At 60.8% G+C, this 19,354-nt stretch carries 23 protein-coding genes; 7 read left to right on the top strand and 16 right to left on the bottom strand.

Annotation, left to right across the window (positions count from 1 at the left end):
• Positions 1–10 precede the first annotated feature (10 nt).
• From J5J09_RS04915 to J5J09_RS04870, 10 genes are all read right to left on the bottom strand, one after another.
• Entirely contained in the window at positions 11–1,936 is a 1,926-nt protein-coding gene (locus J5J09_RS04915) for a DUF2207 domain-containing protein (RefSeq protein ID WP_208548566.1), read from the bottom strand.
• Positions 1,937–2,048: 112 nt separating this feature from the next.
• A complete protein-coding gene (locus J5J09_RS04910; RefSeq protein ID WP_208548565.1) occupies positions 2,049–2,198 on the bottom strand; it encodes a hypothetical protein in 150 nt (49 codons plus the stop codon).
• 87 nt (positions 2,199–2,285) lie between these two features.
• Positions 2,286–3,536, bottom strand: coding sequence for a 3-phosphoshikimate 1-carboxyvinyltransferase (locus tag J5J09_RS04905; RefSeq protein ID WP_208548564.1), 1,251 nt, complete (start codon positions 3,534–3,536; stop codon positions 2,286–2,288).
• Positions 3,537–3,564: 28 nt separating this feature from the next.
• Positions 3,565–4,116 carry a LemA family protein gene (locus J5J09_RS04900; protein ID WP_208548563.1) on the bottom strand — a complete coding sequence of 184 codons (552 nt, stop codon included), beginning with the start codon at positions 4,114–4,116 and terminating at the stop codon, positions 3,565–3,567.
• Positions 4,117–4,151: 35 nt separating this feature from the next.
• Positions 4,152–4,865 carry a DUF4328 domain-containing protein gene (locus J5J09_RS04895; protein WP_208548562.1) on the bottom strand — a complete coding sequence of 238 codons (714 nt, stop codon included), beginning with the start codon at positions 4,863–4,865 and terminating at the stop codon, positions 4,152–4,154.
• Between the two features lie 10 nt (positions 4,866–4,875).
• Positions 4,876–5,808 (bottom strand): glycine--tRNA ligase subunit alpha, encoded by a 933-nt coding sequence (locus J5J09_RS04890; RefSeq protein WP_208553094.1) that lies wholly within the window; start codon positions 5,806–5,808, stop codon positions 4,876–4,878.
• A gap of 130 nt (positions 5,809–5,938) precedes the next feature.
• Positions 5,939–6,130, bottom strand: a complete 192-nt coding sequence (locus J5J09_RS04885) for a hypothetical protein (RefSeq protein ID WP_208548561.1) — start codon at positions 6,128–6,130, stop codon at positions 5,939–5,941.
• A gap of 17 nt (positions 6,131–6,147) precedes the next feature.
• On the bottom strand, positions 6,148–7,008 hold the full coding sequence (locus J5J09_RS04880; protein ID WP_348646419.1) for a S49 family peptidase: 861 nt from the start codon (positions 7,006–7,008) through the stop codon (positions 6,148–6,150).
• 80 nt (positions 7,009–7,088) lie between these two features.
• The gene (locus J5J09_RS04875; protein WP_208548560.1) at positions 7,089–7,880 is read right to left on the bottom strand and encodes a tRNA1(Val) (adenine(37)-N6)-methyltransferase; all 792 of its coding nucleotides are present in this window, start codon (positions 7,878–7,880) and stop codon (positions 7,089–7,091) included.
• Positions 7,881–7,884: 4 nt separating this feature from the next.
• On the bottom strand, positions 7,885–8,112 hold the full coding sequence (locus J5J09_RS04870; protein WP_208548559.1) for a DUF2007 domain-containing protein: 228 nt from the start codon (positions 8,110–8,112) through the stop codon (positions 7,885–7,887).
• Positions 8,113–8,220: 108 nt separating this feature from the next.
• Here J5J09_RS04870 and J5J09_RS04865 point away from each other — a divergent pair, with 108 nt between their 5' ends.
• The 5 genes from J5J09_RS04865 to J5J09_RS04845 all read left to right on the top strand — a co-directional run bounded on the left by J5J09_RS04865 (position 8,221) and on the right by J5J09_RS04845 (position 13,801).
• Positions 8,221–9,237, top strand: a complete 1,017-nt coding sequence (locus tag J5J09_RS04865; RefSeq protein WP_208548558.1) for a polyprenyl synthetase family protein — start codon at positions 8,221–8,223, stop codon at positions 9,235–9,237.
• Positions 9,238–9,364: 127 nt separating this feature from the next.
• Positions 9,365–11,185, top strand: a complete 1,821-nt coding sequence (locus tag J5J09_RS04860) for a tetratricopeptide repeat protein (RefSeq protein ID WP_208548557.1) — start codon at positions 9,365–9,367, stop codon at positions 11,183–11,185.
• Positions 11,186–11,189: 4 nt separating this feature from the next.
• Entirely contained in the window at positions 11,190–12,095 is a 906-nt protein-coding gene (locus J5J09_RS04855) for a 4-(cytidine 5'-diphospho)-2-C-methyl-D-erythritol kinase (RefSeq protein ID WP_208548556.1), read from the top strand.
• Positions 12,092–12,637, top strand: coding sequence for a molybdenum cofactor biosynthesis protein B (gene moaB, locus J5J09_RS04850; protein ID WP_208548555.1), 546 nt, complete (start codon positions 12,092–12,094; stop codon positions 12,635–12,637). The genes J5J09_RS04855 and moaB overlap by 4 nt, the downstream gene beginning before the upstream one ends.
• A 117-nt stretch (positions 12,638–12,754) precedes the next feature.
• Entirely contained in the window at positions 12,755–13,801 is a 1,047-nt protein-coding gene (locus J5J09_RS04845; protein ID WP_208548554.1) for a calcium-binding protein, read from the top strand.
• Here the strand turns inward: J5J09_RS04845 and J5J09_RS04840 are convergent.
• Positions 13,791–14,336: a glycosyl transferase gene (locus tag J5J09_RS04840; RefSeq protein ID WP_208548553.1), complete on the bottom strand. Its 546-nt coding sequence runs from the start codon at positions 14,334–14,336 to the stop codon at positions 13,791–13,793. The genes J5J09_RS04845 and J5J09_RS04840 overlap by 11 nt on opposite strands.
• 131 nt (positions 14,337–14,467) lie before the next feature.
• Between J5J09_RS04840 and J5J09_RS04835 the strand changes: the two genes are divergently transcribed.
• Both J5J09_RS04835 and J5J09_RS04830 read left to right on the top strand, forming a co-directional pair.
• Complete coding sequence (locus J5J09_RS04835) at positions 14,468–15,625, top strand: PA0069 family radical SAM protein (protein ID WP_208548552.1); 1,158 nt, start codon at positions 14,468–14,470, stop codon at positions 15,623–15,625.
• A 165-nt stretch (positions 15,626–15,790) separates the two neighbouring features.
• Positions 15,791–16,444 carry a ribonuclease HII gene (locus J5J09_RS04830; RefSeq protein WP_208548551.1) on the top strand — a complete coding sequence of 218 codons (654 nt, stop codon included), beginning with the start codon at positions 15,791–15,793 and terminating at the stop codon, positions 16,442–16,444.
• A gap of 11 nt (positions 16,445–16,455) precedes the next feature.
• Here the strand turns inward: J5J09_RS04830 and J5J09_RS04825 are convergent, their stop codons facing one another.
• From J5J09_RS04825 to J5J09_RS04805, 5 genes are all read right to left on the bottom strand, one after another.
• The gene (locus J5J09_RS04825; protein ID WP_208548550.1) at positions 16,456–17,055 is read right to left on the bottom strand and encodes an SH3 domain-containing protein; all 600 of its coding nucleotides are present in this window, start codon (positions 17,053–17,055) and stop codon (positions 16,456–16,458) included.
• Positions 17,056–17,137: 82 nt separating this feature from the next.
• On the bottom strand, positions 17,138–17,623 hold the full coding sequence (locus tag J5J09_RS04820) for a F0F1 ATP synthase subunit B (protein WP_208548549.1): 486 nt from the start codon (positions 17,621–17,623) through the stop codon (positions 17,138–17,140).
• Positions 17,624–17,627: 4 nt separating this feature from the next.
• On the bottom strand, positions 17,628–18,215 hold the full coding sequence (locus tag J5J09_RS04815; RefSeq protein ID WP_208548548.1) for a F0F1 ATP synthase subunit B: 588 nt from the start codon (positions 18,213–18,215) through the stop codon (positions 17,628–17,630).
• Between the two features lie 81 nt (positions 18,216–18,296).
• Positions 18,297–18,524, bottom strand: a complete 228-nt coding sequence (locus J5J09_RS04810) for a F0F1 ATP synthase subunit C (RefSeq protein ID WP_028750571.1) — start codon at positions 18,522–18,524, stop codon at positions 18,297–18,299.
• A 68-nt stretch (positions 18,525–18,592) separates the two neighbouring features.
• Positions 18,593–19,345, bottom strand: coding sequence for a F0F1 ATP synthase subunit A (locus J5J09_RS04805; protein WP_208548547.1), 753 nt, complete (start codon positions 19,343–19,345; stop codon positions 18,593–18,595).
• Positions 19,346–19,354: the final 9 nt, after the last annotated feature.

Genomic DNA, 19,354 nt, shown 5'->3' with positions numbered 1-19,354 from the left:
GTCCGCTGGCCTACCAGCCGCCACCGCCGCCGCCGCCGCCACCGCCGCCCGAGAAACTGCCGCCACCGCCGGAACTCGACTTCGGCTGCGGGATGGTGGACGCGATGGTCGACGCCATGGAGGAGGAAAAACCGCCGATACGGTCTGAAAAATCGCCCATGGAGCCGCCGTGATACCACGCGGGGCTGTAGGCGGTGGCGGCCGCGGCACCGGCAGCAGCTGTCGCGAGCCAGGCCTCGAAGGCTTTCGTCCATGGCTTCTCGACGCCGAGAGCCACCGCATAGGGCAGGAGCGTCTCGAAGTGCTGCGGCGACATGGTCGGCGCGCCGGCCATGTTCAGCCGGTCCTTCTCGGCCAGCGTCAGATAGGTGCGCAACCCTTCGATCCCGTCCATCAGCTTGCGCCCAAGCGGGGTGGGAGCGCCCATCAGGAAGTAGAAGACGACATTCAACAGCACGATGCCAGCGACCGCGATCGGCGCTGCAAGCCCGCCTGCCTCAATGACCTCGAAGATAACAGTCAGGACGATCGTCCCAGCGGTGGAGATCGCCGCGAACCCGAAAAAGGCGATCATGAGAACCGAGACGATACGGGAGGCAAGCGATCGTCCACGGCGAAAACTCTGACCGACATTGATCGAGAAGAAACCAAAGAAGGCGGAGAAGAAGATCGGGAGGACCATAAGCGGTACGGAATCCTCCGGAATATTGCCGAAGAAGAACAGCGCGACGAGGAAGACGACGCTGATCGCCACGCCGCCGAACACATAGCCGGCATTGTGCTTGTAGTACTTGCCGCGATGTTCGCGCTCGATCGCGTCACGGAACCGCTTGCCGGCCTTCTGGACCGCCGGGCCGTTTTCCTTGTCGATCATGAAGATACCGCCGGCAGCGTCGACCTCCTTGAGCAGCGCACGCTGTCCTGCCGGAAGGTCGCCGGGGACCGGTTTCGTGGTTCGCCTGATGGTGACCTCCCTGTCGAGGTCATCCAATTCAACATACCCCTTCACTGCAAGATCGATGGCAGAGGCGGAGAAGGCGGTCCAGCCGGCGCCGGAGAAGCCCTTGTTGTCGACGTAGTTGACCAGCGCCGGCGAGAGGCCATCCGGAGCGTCCCAGCGTGGAACGATGACACCGGAGGCGGGATCGCGTCCCACGAACATCCAGGATCGGAGATAATAGAAGAATACAACGGCGAGACCGCCGAAGCCGATGAAGGCGGCCGCGTAGTCGCGCCAGAACCAGCGCAGCTGCTGCGCATCCGAGGGCTCCGCCAGCACACCCTTGGGAATGCCCACCAGAATCGTCAAACCTTCATTGGCCCCAAGCGGCCGCGTCGTCTCGAAGCGGGCGATATTTCCCTCGCTGCGCGCGCGGGCGCCCTTGCCCTCCTCGCCGTAACCTCCTGTGAAATAATCGGTTTCTGTCGGACGAGCACCATCGGGCAGCGTCACGGTCGCCGAAACCCGCCTTACCGGGAACTGCCAGCCAGTGCCGTTGACGTTCCAGTAGAGTTCGTCCTGCTCGGGATAGCGAAGGATCCAGCGATCGGTGGTGTAGGTGATGCGGTAGGTATGAAGGCCCCGTTCGAGCAGGACATCCGCCGATCCGGCATAGATGCGGATGCCGCCGGAAATCGTTTCTGTGTGATAGTCTTCCGGCTCGTCATCCCGCTCGACGGAGATCAGCTCGAAATCCGCATCGACGATCCGGCCGTCCTGAGACCTCGTCCGCAGCGGAAAATCGCGGAAGATGCCGCGACGAATGTTATTTCCCTCAGCGTTGACCGTTATGGTCTCGGTTACCGTCAGCGAGGCGTCTTGCTCAACGGCGATGTCGGAATGGTAGGACTGGATATATTCCTCGGCGAGGGCAGGTTGCTGCAGCAGAAGTAGACTGACGGCGAGCGTCAGAACCAGGCCGAAAAGCGATCTCATGAAATGCCTCCGTTATGGAGGTCTTCTTATAAGGGAGAGGGTCGCTTGATGGAACATCCACCGAGACCCTCAAAGAGGCTGGGCCGCGAGTTGCGGCCCGCCTTCCCGTCCGTCAGTTTTCCTCAACGGAAATGCCGTTCTGGCCAATGCTGAGTTCGACGCCCTTCGGCTCGGTCTCTTCCTGATAGACGTAAGCGCCGAGGCCGATGACGGCGACAACCAGAGCGCCGATGACGAGATAAAGACCGTTGGTGCGGCTCATGAACATACTCCCCTGAAATGCGGCGCACGCCCTTGCGCGCCAAGGCCAGCGGAAAATGCCTTTACGATCAGAATGTTCCCCGACACATCAGGAATATTTGACGCCAAGCGAGGACAGGGCATCCCAGTACGCAGGGTATGTTTTGGCAACGCAGCCGGGATCGAGAATCGTGATGCCGGAGATTTTCAGGCCGGCGAGCGCGAAGCTCATGGCGATGCGATGATCGGCAAAGGTGTCGATCTCGGCAGGGAGGGTCTGACCCACGAGCGCCGGGTCGGAGGCGACGATAAGGTCATCCCCCTCCTCCGTCGCAAGGCCCGGCCGGATGTTATTGAGGCCCGTCGACAGCGCCCGGATGCGGTCGCATTCCTTGACCCGCAGGTTGGCGATTCCGACGAAACGCACCGACGTCTCGTTGAAGGCGGCGAGCACCGCGATGGTCGGAATGGCATCCTGCATCTGCGAGCCGTCGATGACAGCAGGCATATGCGGAAAGGCGGCGATCACCGCATGGGCCTTCGCGTCGGGCTGGGTGAACGTTTCGGCGGGCGTGCCGATGTCGATCGTACCGCCGGTCAGGACTTCGGCGCCCCAGAGATAGGTGGCTGCAGAGGCGTCGGGCTCGATGTGGAAATCGGTCGCCGCATAACCGGTGGGCTCTATGCGCCAGGAAGCCGGCGTCGGCTGGGAGACCTTCGCCCCAAACGCACGCATGGCGGCGAGCGTCAGCTCGATATAGCCGCGCGCGCCGATCTCGGCGCCGGCGAGCTCAATGGTGAAAGGTTCCGATCCGCAGGCCGCGGCCATCTGCAGGGCGGAAACGTACTGGCTGGAGAGACCGCCATCGATGACCACGCGATTGCTGGTGAATGCACCGGTTGCGTCGATGGTCACGGGCGGGCAGCCGGTCGGCGCATCGATCGCGACGCCGAGCGATTTCAGAGCATCGACCAGCGGCTTGATCGGCCGCTTGCGCATGTGTTCGTCGCCATCGACGACGTAGCGTCCGTTGCCCAGCGCTAACGCTGCCGTCAGAAAGCGGGTGGCCGTGCCGGCATTGCCGAGGAAAAGCGGTCCGGCCGGGGGCTTCAGTTCACCCATGCTGGTGACGACGAAGGTCGTGGCATCCGGCTCGTCGACAATCACACCCATCGCGCGCAGGGCTTCCGCCATATAGCGGGTATCGTCGCTCTTCAGCGCGCCCGTCAGCCGACTCGTCCCTTTCGCAAGACCGGCCAGCAACAGGGCGCGATTGGTGATCGACTTGGACCCGGGCGGGCTCACACGCCCGGTGAGAGGGCCGCCGGGCGGAACAATGGTCAGCTTGTCAGTTTTCATGCGTGGTCTCGAAGCGGATATCCCGCAATTAGAATTTCACGGCGGGCACAGCGCGGTCCGCCTCGTTGGTGATCTCGAAATACGGCTTTTTGGAAAAGCCGAACTGGCCAGCGACCAGATTGGACGGGAAGCTCTCGACCCTGACATTGAGATCGCGTGCGGCTCCATTGTAGTAGCGACGCGACATCTGGATTTCGCCCTCGACCGTTTCAAGAGAGCGCTGCAATTCGAGGAAGTTCTCGTTGGCCTTCAGATCCGGATAGGCTTCGGCGAGTGCTATCACCCGGCCCAATGCCTGGCCGAGCAGCCCCTCAGCCTGGGCTCGACCTTCGACATCGCCGGTCGGAACCGACTGCGCCTTGTTGCGAAGGGCGACAACCTCCTCAAGCGTCGTCTTCTCGTGGGTAGCATAACCCTTCACGGTCTCGATCAGATTCGGAATGAGATCGGCGCGACGCTTCAGTTGAACGTCGATACCAGACCAGGCTTCCTCGACCATCTGCCTGGATTTCACCAATCCGTTGTAGATGACGATGGCGTAGAGCGCGATTGCGACCAGAATTGCAAGCGTGACATACATGAAGGAACCCCTCCCAACCTGTGATGGGGCGGAAACTAGCCGCTCGCCGTACCAAAGTCATGCGTTAATACGCTTGCCTCCGGCCCGTCGACAAGCACCCTGTCCGCGGCTCGATTGAAATCGCTCATGATGGAGGCGAGGACCATCAGCAGAATGAGCGCCATGATCGCGGCAAGCGCTACGCCGAGCATCATCCAGCGCCCCTCCTCCGGCATCGAGAAGTCATCGACCGCGTGAAGGCCAACGGAGCGGATGAGCCCTAAAGCCAACAAGCCAAGCAAAACCACCATCGTAGGCCTCACGACGAAGGGGCTCGCCTTTTCGCCGTTCACAGATGCGGCGAAGTGCTCAAGGTCCAACAGCGTGTAGAGCGGCATCCAGAGATTCACTACCGGCACCAGGAAACCCAGAACCGCGACCGCAGGCGAATACCGAACAGCACCGCTCTCGACCGACCGGGCGGCCCTCACTGCGACGGCGATCCAGCGCAGCCAGAAATAGATCGTGAAGATCGATAGGCCGATCAGGCTGAGATCAAAAAGCGGCAGCCATGTAACGATCGCTACAACCGAACTGCGGTCGAACAGCGCGCGTTCGATCCAAGTCCCGATCGCCAACTGATGGTTTAAAGCGGACAGATAGAGCGCGCCGGCACCGCCAATGACCACCAGAATGCCAGTGACGACTGCCGATAGCCGCCAGAAAAAGACCGCGATCCTCAGTCGTCGACGCAGTCGTTCAAGCGGCATTCGTTTCGCCTCAGGCCGCCCTGCCCCAGTTTACACCGCCGGCATCGGTCAACAGGAAGGCTTCTCCGCATTCCTTGGCGAGCGCGCGCACACGGCCGATATAGCTCTGCCTCTCCGTCACGGAAATCACGCCACGGGCATCGAGCAGGTTGAAGATGTGAGATGCCTTGATGCACTGGTCATAGGCGGGGAACACGCACTTGTGCAGGCGCTGGTTCTCGCTGTCAGCGGGCGCGCCGGCGGCAAGAAGCGCCTGGCATTCCTTCTCGGCATCGATGAAATGACGATGCAGCATCTCGGTGTTGGCGAACTCGAAATTGTGCCGGGAATATTCCTGCTCTGCCTGCAGGAAGACTTCGCCATACGAGATCTTTTCCTCGCCCTCGCGACCGTTGAAATTCAGGTCGTAGACGTTGTCGACACCCTGGACATACATTGCGAGGCGCTCGAGACCGTAGGTCAACTCACCCGCGACGGGCGAGCACTCGATGCCGCAGACCTGCTGGAAATAGGTGAACTGCGAGACTTCCATACCGTCGCACCAGCACTCCCAGCCGAGCCCCCAGGCGCCGAGCGTCGGGCTTTCCCAGTCGTCCTCGACGAACCGGATGTCATGCAGCAGCGGATCGAGACCGATGGCCTTTAGGGAGCCGAGGTAGAGTTCCTGCAGGTTCGACGGGTTCGGCTTCAGGATTACCTGATACTGGTAATAGTGCTGCAGACGGTTCGGGTTTTCGCCATAGCGGCCGTCGGACGGGCGGCGCGACGGCTGCACATAGGCGGCCTTCCAGGGCTTGGGGCCGAGCGCACGCAGGGTCGTCGCCGGGTGGAAGGTGCCGGCGCCGACTTCCATGTCGTACGGTTGCAGAACGGCGCAGCCCTTGTCTGCCCAGTAGTTGTGCAGCGTCAAGATCAGCGCCTGGAAGGATCGCTTCGGGTCCATGTGCGGGGCGAGGCTGGTATCGGTCATTGAATTTTCGGTCCGGCAACTGGGTCTGGAAATTAGCCCGACTGGTGCCACGATGGCGTTCATGGGTCAAGGGATGCGACAGGCGCGCGCCATCGAGCTCAAATCACTCATCATCGCGCTTCACGCGATACTCCCCCGTCTTCTCGTCCTTCACCAACGTGCCGATCGCGCCGTTTTCCTGCTCCTTCTGCATCTCCTGGGACCGCTTCTGCAGCTTCTGAGCGTCGGCGACGAACCGACGATAGAGCAGCAGCGCGCCACCGACGAGCAAAAGCAGGAATACGAGTTGCGGCATAAATCCCCCTCAGCCGATCAAAGCCCGAAACGGCTCCACAATGCCCTTTCCTCAACAGTCTCGGCAAGGCCGGTAGCAGCAGCTGCAGCGATGCGTTCCGCCGACAAACCGGAGACACCCGGCGTGCGGCGGCCGAAGAAGTCGCGGGACCCGGTGACGAGTTCGAGTTTCGCCTCCTTGCCATAGCGCTCGCGAACAATTTGGCGCATATGACCAAGACCATCGACAAGACCGAGCTCAAAACCCTTTATCCCGGTCCAGAACAGGCCGGAAAACAACGTCGGATCGTCCGCGAGACGTGCACCGCGACGAGATTTCACCATATCGATGAACACCTGGTGGATTTCGACCTGCAACGACTTCAGATATTCGATGTCGCTTTCCTTCTCGGGCTGGAAGGGATCGAGGATCACCTTATTTTCACCGGCTGTATAGACGCGGCGTTCGACGCCGATCTTCTTCAGCATTTCCGGGAAACCGAAGCCGCCGGAGACAACACCAATCGAACCGACGATCGACGTCGGGTCGGCGTGAATCTCGTCACCGGCGAGCGCGATCATATAGCCGCCCGAGGCCGCGACATCCTCGACGAAGACGAGAACCGTCTTCTTCTTTTCGTCCGCCAAAGCGCGGATGCGTTCGAAGATCAGGCGAGACTGCACGGGCGAGCCGCCAGGCGAATTGATCGCGATCGCAACGGCCGGAGCATCTTTCTTCGAAAACGCCTTCTCGAGCATTGGAGCGACACTTGCAAGGTTGAGTGCCGGCTTGAACTTGCTGCCTCCGGTCATGATCGCGCCTTCAAGGCGAACAACCGGGATGACGGTCTTCTTCTTCCTGAACCGGGCCGGCAACAAACTCTTCAAACGCTCCATCATGCTCCGTACTTCCTGCAATTACATTGTGAGGGACATGTAATGTCAGCAGGGTCGAACTCAATACACGGTCCTGAAAATCGTCAGGATTTGCGCGGATAAGCTGCGCGCCCGTTATTGAGGTCGTCGACAAAGGCGGAGAAGGAATGCGAGCTCGGATCATCATGCATGACGAGCGGCGGACGCAGTTGCAGGCGAGCGCGCGATCCCTTGATCGCGGTCAGGAGGATGCGAACCGCGTTTTCGCCTGGACGCGGATGTAGTGGCGTGATCTCGATCCCGCCGAAGCGCCGACCGCAGGCGTCGAGGATTTCCGCGATCGATTGCGGACGGGCAATCAGCGAAAGCTGACCACCGGGCATCATGATCGCGCCCGCCGTCCGTATCCAGCTTTCGAAAAGATCACCTGTCATCGCGTGCGCTTCGGCCCTCAGCCGGTCGGGTGCGGCACGGTCCGCCGCGTCGTTGAACGGCGGATTCATGATGACGTGGTGAAAGCTGTCGTCGACAAGACCCGCATCGTTGCGGGCCTTGCCGGTCAGTGTCACGTCGGCTTCGACCACCGAGACGCGGTCGGCAAGCCCGGCGTTTTCCGGCAGAACCAGGGATTTGCGCGCGAATTCCGCCATCTCCGGCGAGCGTTCAAACAGAACGGCGCTAGCCGAAGATAGCCGGGACACAACGGCAAGGCCCGCTGCCCCAGCGCCTGCGCCGAGATCGGCGACGCGGATGGGTCCGGAAGCGTCGACGAGGGATGCCAGCAACATTGCGTCCATGCCGGCCCGATGCCCACGCCCTGACGGCTGCACCAGATAGAAGCGGCCGCGATGGAAAGCATCGACGGTTTCGGCGATGGCTGGGGCCGGCACTACCATATCCTTACCCATCGTCGCGCAATTCGGCGCCGAGACCGGCTTCGGATAGAATCCGGCGCGCCTGGCTCTCCCTATCGTTCTCAACGAGAAAGCGCCGCGGAAGCATGCCCAGCGAACCCTCCATGATGCTCATTGCCTGATCAGCGATCAGGCAATGAATTCCAGCATCCCGCATCAAACTCTCCGCAAAACTCAAGACAACAGGATCGTTGGTGCGGATCAGCTCCCTCATTTCCTCTAAAACTCCCGTGATTTGGACCAGACGAGACAATTCGCCTCTTGCCGTCGGCGTAACCCGTTTACTATTGTCTGTCCCACGTGTGAACAGGAGTGCGTTCCGGTGGGTGTAGTCATACCGCTCGGCGAAAACAAAAACAAACTGGCTTCGGTCAAACCACTGGTGGATCTGACCCGCCCGGGGATGGAGCGCGTCAATCAGCTGATCCTTTCCAAGGCCGGATCCGACGTCCAGATGATCCCGGAGGTCGCAAACCACCTGATTTCGTCAGGTGGCAAAAGGCTGCGGCCGATGCTGACACTCGCCTCGGCCGCGCTCTACGGCTACGAGGGCGACGGCGACGTGAAGCTCGCGACAAGCGTCGAGTTCATGCACACCGCGACACTTCTGCATGACGATGTGGTCGACGAGAGCGACATGCGCCGCGGAAAGTCGACAGCCCGGATGATATGGGGCAACCAGGCAAGCGTGCTGGTGGGAGACTTCCTTCTCGGCCAGGCGTTTCGAATGATGGTGGAGGTTGGCTCTCTCGAGGCGTTGGATGTGCTTTCCACGGCAGCCTCCGTCATCGCCGAGGGCGAAGTTCTGCAGCTTTCCGTCGCCAAGAACATGGAGACGACGGAAGACGATTACCTGCAGGTGATCAGGGCCAAGACAGCAGCTCTTTTTGCGGCGGCGGCGGAAGTGGGGCCCATCATCGCGGGCACAGACAAGGCCGGGCGGAACGCGCTGAAATCCTACGGCATGAACCTCGGCCTGGCATTCCAGCTCGTGGATGACGTGCTCGATTACGGTGGCAAGGCGGCCGATCTCGGCAAGAACGTCGGCGACGATTTCCGCGAGGGCAAGATCACCTTGCCGGTGATTCTTGCCTATCGACGCGGCACGCAGGAGGAGCGGCAATTCTGGCGCGATGCCATCGAGGGTGGCCAGTCCGACGACGAGCAGCTCGAGAAGGCACTCGGCCTGATCAACAAATACGGTAGCCTCGGCGACACGATCGCTCGCGCGGTTCACTACGGCACGATCGCCCGCGACGCGCTCGCGCCGTTGCCGGAAGGTCCATGGAAGAAAGCGCTGCTGGAAGTCATCGACTTCTGTATCGAACGCGTGAACTGAGGCGAAAACCGGCGCTGCCTTGCGACCCCGCTTCAAAAAAGCCATGGTGTTCGGGAATCGTTTCGCGCATCCCGGATCGCTTTTGTTGCCGGCAACAGCCGGCGTCGCTCGTTGAAAGGCTCTGTTCATGCGGCAAAATCTTGCCACCCGTCTGTTCTCCAGCGTCGCGTTCGCCGCACTGATATCCCTCGCCGGACTGTCGGCAACAGCCGCCCAGACACCCGCCGTTGAGGAGAAGACGGAGACGGTATTCAATCCCGCCGAAGTGGATACCTTCGCAGGCGCCTTCCTGGCGGCGCGAACCGCCGATGCGGACAGGGACTACGAGAATGCGGTCGCGCTTTACAAGAAAGCTCTCGAATCAGAGCCGGGCAATGTGGAGATTCGCGAACGGCTGATGCTTGCGCTGTTCATGCACGGCGACTTCGACGCCGCAATCCGCTATGCCAATGACCTGAAGAACGATGCTTCGGTCGAACGGGTGACGACGGTGGCTCGAAGCCTCCACGCCATCAGGAACCGTGAATACAACACGGCGGAGAAAATCCTCTCCTACAAGGGTCCGAACGATCTCGACCGGCTGATCAATTCGCTCTTGAGCGGATGGGCTCGCCTCGGTGCAGGCAAGGGGAAAGAAGCCGTTGCCCAGATGGCTGCGCTGGATGGCCCGCCCTGGTATGCCATCTTCAAAAACTACAACGCGGGTGTGGCGGCAGCGATGCTTGGGGATGCGGATACCGCGCGCAAGCATCTGACGAGTGCTGTAACCGACCGTGAAGGTGCCGCAACGGCAACCGATCTCTTCGTACGCGCCGTGATTGCCCTGGCAACCGTCGAGGCCAATCAGGGCAACAAGCAGAAGGCGCTCGATGCTGTCTCGGCCGGAGACGCGCTGCTCAACGACTACGCTCCCTTCAAGGCGCTTCGTGACCGTATCAATGCTGGCAAGAAACTCGATCCCGTCGTGACGAACGCCTCAGAGGGTGCTTCCGGTGTTCTGTTCTCGATCGCCGGTGCCCTCAACCGCCCCGGAGCGGAAGACACCGTGATGCTTTATCTGCAGTTTGCCCGGGCTCTCGATCAAAAGTCGGCGGACACGCTGATCATGCTCGGTGGCATTGCCGAGGAAGCGGATAAGACGGACGCCGCGATCGCTTACTACAGTTCTGTACCGGAAGACTCACCGATGCGGCGGCTTTCGGAAATGCAACTGGGTCTCGCGCTCGCGCAGACAGGCAAGACCGATGAAGCGACGCAGCACCTGCAGTCGCTGATCGATGCAGATCCATCCGATTTCCGCAGTTATCTCGCGCTTGGCAGCGTGTTTTCCGACGCAAAGAACTACGAGGCTATGGCGGAAACCTATGACAAGGCCGCGGCGATGATCGGGCCGACCCCGACACGGGGGCATTGGCCGGTCTTTTTCCAAAGGGGCATTGCCTATGAGCGCCTGAAGAAGTGGCCGCAGGCGGAACCCAATTTCCGCAAGGCGCTCGAATTGAACCCCGACCAGCCGCAGGTGCTTAATTATCTTGGCTATTCCTGGGTCGACATGAACGATAACCTGGAAGAAGGCCTCGACATGATCCGCAAAGCGGTGGAGCTGAAGCCGGACGACGGGTACATCGTCGACTCGCTTGGATGGGCCTATTATCGCCTTGGGCGTTTCGAAGAGGCTGTTTCCGAGCTTGAACGGGCGGTTGAGCTCAGAGCCGGCGATGCAACGATCAACGACCATCTGGGTGACGCCTATTGGCGTGTGGGACGAACGCTGGAAGCCGTCTACCAATGGAAGCGGGCGCTGGCGTCATCTCCCGAAGCGGCAGAAATCCCGAAGATCGAAGCCAAGATCGCCAACGGCCTGCCGCCTCTCGACAAGGCTGGCGAAACAGCGGAAAAGCCGGTGGAGACGCCGGCCGCGACCACCGAGGTCGACAAGAAGTCTTGACCTCATGCACTTCAGTGAACAGGGCGCAATCCGCGAAACCGCGTCCGCAAAGGTCAATCTTGCGCTCCATGTGACCGGCAGGCGTGAGGATGGTTATCACCTGCTGGACAGCATCGTCACGTTCGCGGAGGACGGCGACGAACTGGTCTTTCAGGAAAGCGACGAGGATGACCTCAAACTGGGAGGCCGCTTTGGGGGGCTGCTGTCCCTGCAAGGCGCGGAGCATGGCGACAATCTGGTGGTCAAAGCGCGCGATATGCTGCGTGCCGCGCTTGATGACACCGGTCAGCCATACACGCCGGTGATGATCGCGCTTGAAAAGATGCTTCCGGTCGCTTCCGGCATCGGCGGCGGGTCAGCGGATGCCGCGGCCACGCTGCGCGGACTGATGCGTCTCTGGAACGCCAGACTGGACGATACCACCCTGACTGGCATCGCCTTGCGGCTGGGCGCGGACGTTCCAATGTGTCTTGCCTCGGTTCCACTGCGGGCACGTGGCATCGGAGAGACGCTGGAGCCCGTCGCCATGCCATCCTTCCCTATGGTTCTCGTCAATCCGCTGAAAGCGGTTTCGACACCAGAGGTATTCCGAGGGCTGGAGCGGCGGGACAATTTGCCGATTGGAGAGCTTCCGGACGGTCAAGAGGGGGGGCGCTGGATATCCGCGCTCTCGACCCTGAGAAACGACCTGGAAACGCCCGCGGTAGCACTTGTCCAAGAAATCGCGGAGGCGAGAGAACTTCTTCGGCAAAGTGAAGCGCAACTGGTGCGGATGTCCGGCTCGGGAGCAACGTGCTTCGGTCTTTACAGCGACGACGCGGCGGCACTCAAGGCCGCCCTTGCCCTTTCCGCTTTCAAACCGGACTGGTATGTGCTGCTGACGCGCACTATTGCAGGGACCAAACCATGACGCGCATTGATGATACCCGGCCCTTTCTGCCGATCGGAATCGCTGTCCTGACCGTCTCGGACACGCGTACGCTGTCCGATGACAAATCCGGTGACACACTGGCAGCAAGAATCACGGACGCGGGTCACCGTCTTGTCGACCGGGCCATCGTTCCCGACGACAAGGACCGGATTGCAGCGCGCGTCCATGCCTGGACACTTTCCGACGAGATCGACGTGGTGATCACCACGGGCGGAACCGGATTTACAGGCAGAGACGTGACGCCCGAGGCGGTGGAGCCCCTGTTCGAAAAACGCATGGATGGCTTTTCGGAAGTCTTCCACCGAATTTCCTACGACAAGATCGGAACATCGACGATACAATCTCGTGCGACAGGCGGCGTTGCAAACTCCACCTTCATCTTCGTTCTGCCTGGATCTCCGGGCGCCTGCAAGGATGCCTGGGACGGTATCCTCAAATGGCAGCTCGACTATCGCCACATGCCCTGCAACTTCGTCGAGATCATGCCGCGTCTCGACGAACATCTGCGGCGACGGGGATGATGTAGAAGCTTCTCGTTGGCGGACCTTTTCTGGCAGTCGGCGAGGGTGTGACGCGCGACACCTAGCGCGGGCAAAAAAAACGATAGAACGTGATCCAGAGCAAAGGGAGACACGTTCATGGGACAGACTTTTCGCGGCACCTCGGGTGCAGACCGTTTCGTACAGGGCAATACTTCCAGCACGATCGAGTTCAGGCTCTTTACCCTCGGCGGTAACGATACGATCATCATCAACAGAAGCGACGATTTGGGCGGTGGCAATTTCGTCGATGCGGGGTCGGGAAACGACCGCGTGACCAATGCCAAGGAATCCGGCAACGACATCCGTCTCGGGTCCGGCAATGACACCTATGTCGGGACCGGCTTCGGCTCCTTTGGCAGCGATATCGGCGACGTGGTCCGCGGCGGTGACGGCAACGACCTGATCGCCGTCAGCACGTTCAAGAGCCGCTATTTCGGCGACGCCGGAAACGACAAGTTCGCCTCCGAAGGGTGGCAGAACGTCTTCAACGGCGGCTCCGGGCGCGACCGTATTACCTATGAACCGCGCGACGATTCCTCCACTCTGGGTGGCTCCGGCGTCACGATCGATCTTGCCACGGGACTGGCGCAGACCGGCAACAACCGGTTCGAGACCCTCATCAGCATCGAGGATGCAGCCGGAACCAATGCGAACGACGCAATCAACGGCACGAACGGGGCCAACAAGCTTGAGGGTCTGAATGGCAACGATCTGCTGCTTGGTCTCGGCGGCAATGACCAACTCTTTGGCGGCAACGGACGCGACGAAATCGAGGGGAATGGGGGGGCTGATGTGCTGACCGGAGGGCGCAGCAAGGACCAACTGACAGGCGGCAGCGGCGCCGACAGGTTCGACTACAATGCGCTGAACGAAAGCGCAAACGGCGCTGCCAACCGGGACATCATTACCGATTTCAACCGTGGCCAGGGCGACAAGATCGACCTCTCCACGCTGGATGCGAACACGACGCGCAGCGGAAACCAAGCTTTCAGCTTTATTGGTGACGCTGCATTTTCGGCAGCCGGCCAGTTGCGCTACGACAACGGCATCCTTAGCGCCGACGTCAATGGAGACCGGTCCGCGGACTTTCAGATCGACATGAACGGCCTGGCCAGCATGTCGCGCGGCGACTTCATCCTCTGAGCGCCTGCTGCAAGCCGGCACGGGTTTGACGTGCAACGCGTGCCGGCACGAGTTCCGCTGACAGCGAGCGCATCCGCAACCCGCGCGGCAGTTCGCAAAGTTTTGTCCCGCTTTTGACAAGGTCCATGGCCTGTCGTTTTGACAGAAGAAGTCCGTCCTCAAGGGGAGAGGCTTTTCGTCCAAGGCGACGCAGCAGCGGAAGGCGATGATTACGTGAAGGAGAAAACTGCGCAGGCGCCGTGTTCAGCGCTATGTACTCGCAAATCTCGTCTATCCAGCTACCGGCTGGACGAGCACCGGGCTCCACCACCAAAAGCCATTCGCCACGCGCGGCGCGCACAACCTCTTGCATGTCCCATTGCTCATAAAAGCGGCAGCCGGCCGCCTCCGCAACACGGGAAGAACCGTCCGTGGAGCCGTGATCCAAAATCACGACATCGCTCACCAAACCCTCGACAGCTCCGGCCACCAAGCCCGCAAGCGTTTGCGCAAGCTCAGGTTCATGATCGCGGCATTCCATAATCACTGTCAGCATTGCCCATTGTTATCGCATTGCACAAAGAATTGCCACACCGAGATTTTCAATTTTGTTCTTGCATTGTTCTCCTTTCCGCATTAGGAATAAAGTCACTGACACGGGACTGACATCCCGCGGGAGATTTAACGATGAGCGAACTGACTTCCATGGCGCAGGCTGCCTTCCAGCCTGCGAATACGGCGGATATTGCCGATGCACTGGTCAACGCTTCCGGCTTGCGGGTCGACTTGTCGCGACGTCGCGGGCGGGCGGCGGGTCTCAACCCTGCTGGACGTTTTGAACCCACCGAGCGGGTGGCAGTTGATGACGGTTGGCAGAGCTTCGAGGACATGCCGGTCCTGCGCACCGAGGTGCAGGTGGAGCGCCCAAAGACCGTTATCACGCGGAACGAATCGCCGGATATTCCCTTTGATCGCTCGATCAATCCCTACCGGGGTTGCGAACATGGCTGCATATACTGCTTTGCACGGCCAACACACAGCTACATGGGCTTGTCGGCGGGTCTCGATTTCGAAACGAAACTGTTTGCCAAGCCGGATGCCGCAAAGCTTCTGGAGCGTGAACTTTCAAAGCCTGGCTACAAGCCGCGGACAATCGCAATCGGCACCAATACCGATCCTTACCAGCCGGTTGAACGGGAATGGCGAATCATGCGGCAAATCCTGGAAGTGCTGGACCGCGCCAATCATCCGGTTGCGATCGTGACGAAATCCGCGCTGGTGATGCGCGATATCGATATCCTCTCCTCCATGGCGGCACGCGGTCTCGCCAAGGTTGGGATTTCGGTGACGACACTGGACCGCAAGCTGGCACGGACGATGGAGCCACGCGCGTCAACGCCGACGCGCCGGCTTGAGGCTGTGAAGGCGCTTTCGGAAGCGGGCATCCCGACTGCCATCATGGTCGCTCCTGTTATCCCGGCGCTCAACGATCACGAGATCGAGCGCATTCTGGATTCGGGCAAGGCCGCCGGCGCAAGCGAGGCAAGCTATGTGCTGCTTCGCCTGCCGCTTGAGGTTAGCCCTCTGTTTCGCGACTGGCTGCTGCAGAACTATCCGGATCGCTACCGCCACGTCATGTCGCTCGTTCGGTCGATGCGGGACGGAAAGGACTACGATGCGGAGTTCGGCAAGCGCATGAAGGGAGCCGGTCCCTATGCCTGGCAGATCAGCCGCAGGTTCGAGATGGCGACCAAGCGCCTCGGCCTCATTCGTCGTGGCATTCAGATGCGCGATGATCTCTTCGTGCCGCCCACTGGCAGTGGCGTGCAACTGTCACTGCTTTAGAGCGCGGCGGAAGACGCCGCGTCGCATGTTCATTCCCTTACCGGCGCGCCCATCCCCGCCCAGCGCCGGTCGAGCCCCTGGACGCCGCCTCGGCGGATGTTCAGTTCCCTGGCACCGCCGAACCGGGGGCTTGCAGGTGGTCGGGCGGCGTGCAACTTCTGCCGCATGAAGTTTCGCACGCCGCCCGATTCTCCGCCTTTATTCGAGAGCCTTCCAAAGGGACCGGATTTCTCGACGGAAATGCGTTTGCACAGAAGGGGCATATGGCCGGTCGCGGGCACCGATGAAGCGGGTCGCGGCCCGCTTGCGGGTCCGGTCGTGGCCGCAGCCGTCATCCTCGATCCCGACGATATCCCGGACGGGCTGGACGATTCGAAGAAGCTGACGGCAGCGCGACGGGACGAATTGTTCGATGAAATCCTTCTGCGCGCCACTGTGAGCATCGCCTCCTCCAGCGCCGAACTCATCGACAGGATCGACATCCGCAAGGCGAGCCTGGACGCCATGCGACGTGCAGTGGCTGGCCTACCCGTGCCGCCTGCGCATGTTCTGGCAGACGGCCGGGACATACCGCCAGGCCTCCCTTGCGGCGCCGACGCCCTTGTTCAGGGAGATGGCCGCTCCTATTCCATCGCTGCGGCATCGATCGTCGCAAAGGTATCGCGCGACAGGATGATGGCCAGAGCAAGTCGCGTATTCCCGGCCTACGGTTTCGAAACCCATGCCGGATATGCGACCGTCACGCATCGTGACGCGATCGTCGTCCACGGCGCCTGCGTCCTGCATCGCATGAGCTTCCGGCCGTTGCGCAAGGACTAGAGTCCCGCGCGTCAGGGACAGGTCGTCACCTGGTTTGAACATGTCCCACTCGCCCAGCCCCGGTGCCGCCGTTCCCCGAGCGTCGCCTCCACCTCAACCCACCAGCCGGTACAGGCGTATAGCCGTTCGACGGTAAAGCTATCAGGACCATCCACATTTCCATCAAGAAGTTCTGCGACCACCGTCGCTTCGGTGGATGGCGCTTCGTATAGTTTGATACGGTTGAGCAGCAATCCAAGACCGCCGCCGGATACCCATCCTTCCCCTTCGAAGACCGTCTGGTCGCCACCCTCATCCAAATAGTCGGGAACGACAGCCTGGGTAATCCGGAACCAACCGGCCTGGCTCTCCTTGACCTCCACTTCCGTCCGGAAGACGTAACCCTCTTTCCGCTTTGGCGGCGGCAGGACCGCTATCACGCCATGAGCCGTTGAGGGGCCGCTCCGGACGTTGAGACCCTTTGGATCATCATCAATCGACCACGCCCAGATGTCGCAGGCGTCGCCGTCGACGCTCTGCGCAGCGGTGGCTGGTCCGACTGTCAGGAGCGGGACGGCTATTGCGCAGGCGCTTATGAGACCAAATCCGGTCAATCGCAGATTCTCCAGCATGCAGATCCTCCAACGAAAAAGAGCCCCGGATCGAACGATCCGAGGCTCCCTGAATTTCAACGCGACGGCGTTCAGGCCACGATCAGTTCAACCGAGACTTTACCTCACCGATGGCGGACTTGAACAGGTCAGCCCTGACGGCGTCATCCGTCTTCTTGGCAAGCACCTTTTCGGCGGCGGCAATTGCCAGGTCGACGGCGGCGGCGCGTACGGCGTTTACGGCGTCCGTCTCTGCCTGCTTGATCTTCTGCTCGGAGAGAGCCGTGCGCCGTGCCACGAATTCCTCAGTCTTCTGCTTGGCCTCAGCTGCCAACATGGCTGCCTCGCGTTCTGCAGCAGCGACGATGCCAGCGGCTTCGGCTTCAGCTTCCTTGCGCTTGCGCTGGTATTCGGCAAGCACATGCTGCGCTTCCTCGCGGAGGCGCTTGGCTTCCGCCAGTTCGTCACGGATGCGGTCCGAGCGCTCATCGAGCGACTTGGTCACCATACCCGGCACCTTCAGGTAGACGATCAGAGCAAAGAAAAGGATGAGGCCGACAAAGGCGAAGAAGGTTGCATCGAAATGCATAGGATCAGGCCTCCTTGCCGGATGCGGTCAGGGCCGATTTCACGTCAGCCTTGGTGACCTTGGCGCCGATCAACTGATCGACGATGGCTGTGACCGTGTCACTGGCGATTTCATCGACCTCTGCGAATGCCTTGGTCTTGATCTCGGCGATGCGGGCTTCCGCAGACGTCAGCTTCGCATTCAGTTCGGCCTCGACGGCCGCACGCTCAGCGTCGGCCTTGGCCTTGGCTTCATCGCGCGCGGTTGCGGCGATCTGACCAGCCTTGGCGCGCGCGGCGCTCAATTCTCTTTCATAGGTCTCGATGGCGGCGTCGGCCTCAGACTTCAGGCGCGCAGCCTCGTCGAGATCCTGGGCTATCCGGTCGTGACGGTTTTCAAGGATGCCACCGACGCGCGGGACGATGACCTTCTGCATGAGCATGTAGAAAAGGCCGAACGTAATCACCAGCCACAGAAGCTGGGAGGCGTACGTCGACTGGTCGAACGGCGGGAATACGCCGCCACCGTGGCCCTCGTCATGGGCAACACCGGTTTCCGTGTGAAGCTGGCCTTCTGCAGGAGTTTCCTGGGCAAAGGCGGGGGTCACGAGCATGCTCACCTCCAGGTGTACTTCAAAAGCGTGAGATCACGGCGGACGCGTCAGCGCCTGCCGTGATCCCGATCCCGGCCGTTATTAGACGGCGAACAGGAGGAGGAGAGCGATGAGCAGCGAGAAGATGCCCAGAGCTTCCGTAACGGCGAAGCCGAATACGAGGCGGCCGAACTGGCTGTCAGCGGCAGACGGGTTCCGCAGGGCGCCCGAGAGGTAGCTGCCGAAGATATTGCCGAGGCCGAGAGCCGTACCGGCCATGCCAAAGCAAGCCAGACCCGCGCCGATGAACTTTGCTGCTTCCGCTTCCATGTGAAAACTCCTTCGAATGGGTTGTTGCGGCTGATGACTGACGCCTCAGGACGCCAATGTCGTTATCCTTAGTGCCCGCCAGGATGGATCGCGTCGTTGAGGTACATGCAGGTGAGTACCGCAAAGACATAAGCCTGCAGGAAGGCGACGAGGAACTCGAGACCGGTCAGGGCGACCGTCATGATAAGGGGAAGTACGGCTCCGCCGATGCCCAGTGCGCCCATGGTTCCAAGCGAGGCAACGAAGCCCGCGAACACCTTGAGCGTGATGTGACCCGCCAGCATGTTGGCGAACAGACGAACCGACAGCGAGATCGGGCGCGACAGGAACGAAATAACCTCGATCGCCACGACAAGCGGCAGAAGCGCGCCGGGAACGCCCGATGGAACGAACAACTGCAGGAAGTGGAGGCCGTGCTTGTAGAAGCCATAGACCAAGACCGTTCCGATGACGAACAGCGCCAGCGCGAAGGTGACGATGATCTGACTGGTGACGGTGAAGAAATACGGCACCATGCCGAGCAGGTTCGCGGTCAAAACGAACATGAAGAGCGAGAAGACCATCGGGAAGAATTTCATTCCCGCGCTTCCTGCGCCTTCCCTCAGCATGGATGCGATAAACTCGTAGGACATCTCCGCAACCGACTGCATGCGGTTCGGAATCAGGCCGCGGCTTGCGGTGGAAAAGTAGAGAAACGCCGAGGCAGCACCGACAGTCGCGACCATGAACAGCGAAGCATTGGTAAACGAGAAATCAATTCCGCCGATTTCGATCGGTACAATCTTCTGGACCAGGAACTGATGAGTCGGATCGTTTGCCACCGTGTTGCT

This window comes from Ciceribacter sp. L1K22 (genome assembly GCF_017599385.1).
Lineage (GTDB): Bacteria > Pseudomonadota > Alphaproteobacteria > Rhizobiales > Rhizobiaceae > Allorhizobium.
Note: the sequence above shows the minus strand (reverse complement) of the source record. Positions and strands in the feature narration are given on the sequence as shown.

What these genes read in the sequence shown, in the direction of transcription:
- J5J09_RS04915 (WP_208548566.1), bottom strand. Translation starts at nt 1,936, where the DNA reads ATGAGATCGCTTTTCGGCCTGGTTCTGACGCTCGCCGTCAGTCTACTT.
- J5J09_RS04910 (WP_208548565.1), bottom strand. Translation starts at nt 2,198, where the DNA reads ATGAGCCGCACCAACGGTCTTTATCTCGTCATCGGCGCTCTGGTTGTC.
- J5J09_RS04905 (WP_208548564.1), bottom strand. Translation starts at nt 3,536, where the DNA reads ATGAAAACTGACAAGCTGACCATTGTTCCGCCCGGCGGCCCTCTCACC.
- J5J09_RS04900 (WP_208548563.1), bottom strand. Translation starts at nt 4,116, where the DNA reads ATGTATGTCACGCTTGCAATTCTGGTCGCAATCGCGCTCTACGCCATC.
- J5J09_RS04895 (WP_208548562.1), bottom strand. Translation starts at nt 4,865, where the DNA reads ATGCCGCTTGAACGACTGCGTCGACGACTGAGGATCGCGGTCTTTTTC.
- J5J09_RS04890 (WP_208553094.1), bottom strand. Translation starts at nt 5,808, where the DNA reads ATGGACCCGAAGCGATCCTTCCAGGCGCTGATCTTGACGCTGCACAAC.
- J5J09_RS04885 (WP_208548561.1), bottom strand. Translation starts at nt 6,130, where the DNA reads ATGCCGCAACTCGTATTCCTGCTTTTGCTCGTCGGTGGCGCGCTGCTG.
- J5J09_RS04880 (WP_348646419.1), bottom strand. Translation starts at nt 7,008, where the DNA reads ATGATGGAGCGTTTGAAGAGTTTGTTGCCGGCCCGGTTCAGGAAGAAG.
- J5J09_RS04875 (WP_208548560.1), bottom strand. Translation starts at nt 7,880, where the DNA reads ATGGTAGTGCCGGCCCCAGCCATCGCCGAAACCGTCGATGCTTTCCAT.
- J5J09_RS04870 (WP_208548559.1), bottom strand. Translation starts at nt 8,112, where the DNA reads ATGAGGGAGCTGATCCGCACCAACGATCCTGTTGTCTTGAGTTTTGCG.
- J5J09_RS04860 (WP_208548557.1), top strand. Translation starts at nt 9,365, where the DNA reads ATGCGGCAAAATCTTGCCACCCGTCTGTTCTCCAGCGTCGCGTTCGCC.
- J5J09_RS04855 (WP_208548556.1), top strand. Translation starts at nt 11,190, where the DNA reads ATGCACTTCAGTGAACAGGGCGCAATCCGCGAAACCGCGTCCGCAAAG.
- moaB (WP_208548555.1), top strand. Translation starts at nt 12,092, where the DNA reads ATGACGCGCATTGATGATACCCGGCCCTTTCTGCCGATCGGAATCGCT.
- J5J09_RS04845 (WP_208548554.1), top strand. Translation starts at nt 12,755, where the DNA reads ATGGGACAGACTTTTCGCGGCACCTCGGGTGCAGACCGTTTCGTACAG.
- J5J09_RS04840 (WP_208548553.1), bottom strand. Translation starts at nt 14,336, where the DNA reads ATGCTGACAGTGATTATGGAATGCCGCGATCATGAACCTGAGCTTGCG.
- J5J09_RS04835 (WP_208548552.1), top strand. Translation starts at nt 14,468, where the DNA reads ATGAGCGAACTGACTTCCATGGCGCAGGCTGCCTTCCAGCCTGCGAAT.
- J5J09_RS04830 (WP_208548551.1), top strand. Translation starts at nt 15,791, where the DNA reads ATGAAGTTTCGCACGCCGCCCGATTCTCCGCCTTTATTCGAGAGCCTT.
- J5J09_RS04825 (WP_208548550.1), bottom strand. Translation starts at nt 17,055, where the DNA reads ATGCTGGAGAATCTGCGATTGACCGGATTTGGTCTCATAAGCGCCTGC.
- J5J09_RS04820 (WP_208548549.1), bottom strand. Translation starts at nt 17,623, where the DNA reads ATGCATTTCGATGCAACCTTCTTCGCCTTTGTCGGCCTCATCCTTTTC.
- J5J09_RS04815 (WP_208548548.1), bottom strand. Translation starts at nt 18,215, where the DNA reads ATGCTCGTGACCCCCGCCTTTGCCCAGGAAACTCCTGCAGAAGGCCAG.
- J5J09_RS04810 (WP_028750571.1), bottom strand. Translation starts at nt 18,524, where the DNA reads ATGGAAGCGGAAGCAGCAAAGTTCATCGGCGCGGGTCTGGCTTGCTTT.